A 616-nucleotide genomic window follows, 5' to 3' on the forward strand; every position below is an offset into this window, starting at 1 on the left:
CCACGGACGCGGCCGATGATCTTCTTCTTCGTGGGGCGGCCGACCAGGTTGTTGTAGTACCAGATCATCTTGATGGCGGCGTCGTTCGCCTCGGAACCGGAGCACTGGAAGGCCACGTTCGTCAGGCCTTCCGGCGCCAGCTCGACGAGCTTCTCGGCCAGGATCACGCCGGGCTCGTGCCCCTTGGCGAAGAAGGTGTGGTAGTAGGGCAGCTGCAGGAGCTGCTTGTAGGCGGCATCCGCCAGCCGCTTCTCCGAGAAGCCGAGCGAGGTGCACCAGAGGCCGGCCATCGCCTCGATGTACTCGCGCCCTTCCGTGTCCCAGACCCGCACGCCCTCGCCGCGGGCCATCAGGATGGAGCCGTGCTCGGCGTGGTCGGCAAGGTCGGTCTGCTGGTGGATGAAGTGCGCGATATCGGCTTCGTGGAGGTTGTTCGGGCGCATGGGGGATCTCCGCGGAATGTCCGGCGGGAGCATCGCGCCGGGCGGCGCCACGGCGCAACCTTCGCGGGCGGCGCCTTACCATCTTACGATCTTACCATCTTACTTTTCGCGACCGATGCGACTTTCGGACAAAGTCCCGGCCCGCGGGCGCAACACGCCCGTTGGCCCCACGT

The 616-nt window shown here is 66.4% G+C and carries 1 protein-coding gene; it reads right to left on the bottom strand.

Going from position 1 to position 616, the window contains the following annotated elements:
* A partial coding sequence (locus AC1DWF_RS36100; RefSeq protein WP_476843257.1) for an aminotransferase class III-fold pyridoxal phosphate-dependent enzyme occupies window positions 1-443 on the bottom strand: 443 nt, incomplete at its 3' end.
* Between the last annotated feature and the right edge of the window lie 173 nt (window positions 444-616).

The sequence above is a fragment of the Aminobacter sp. P4_D5 genome, assembly GCF_056401815.1.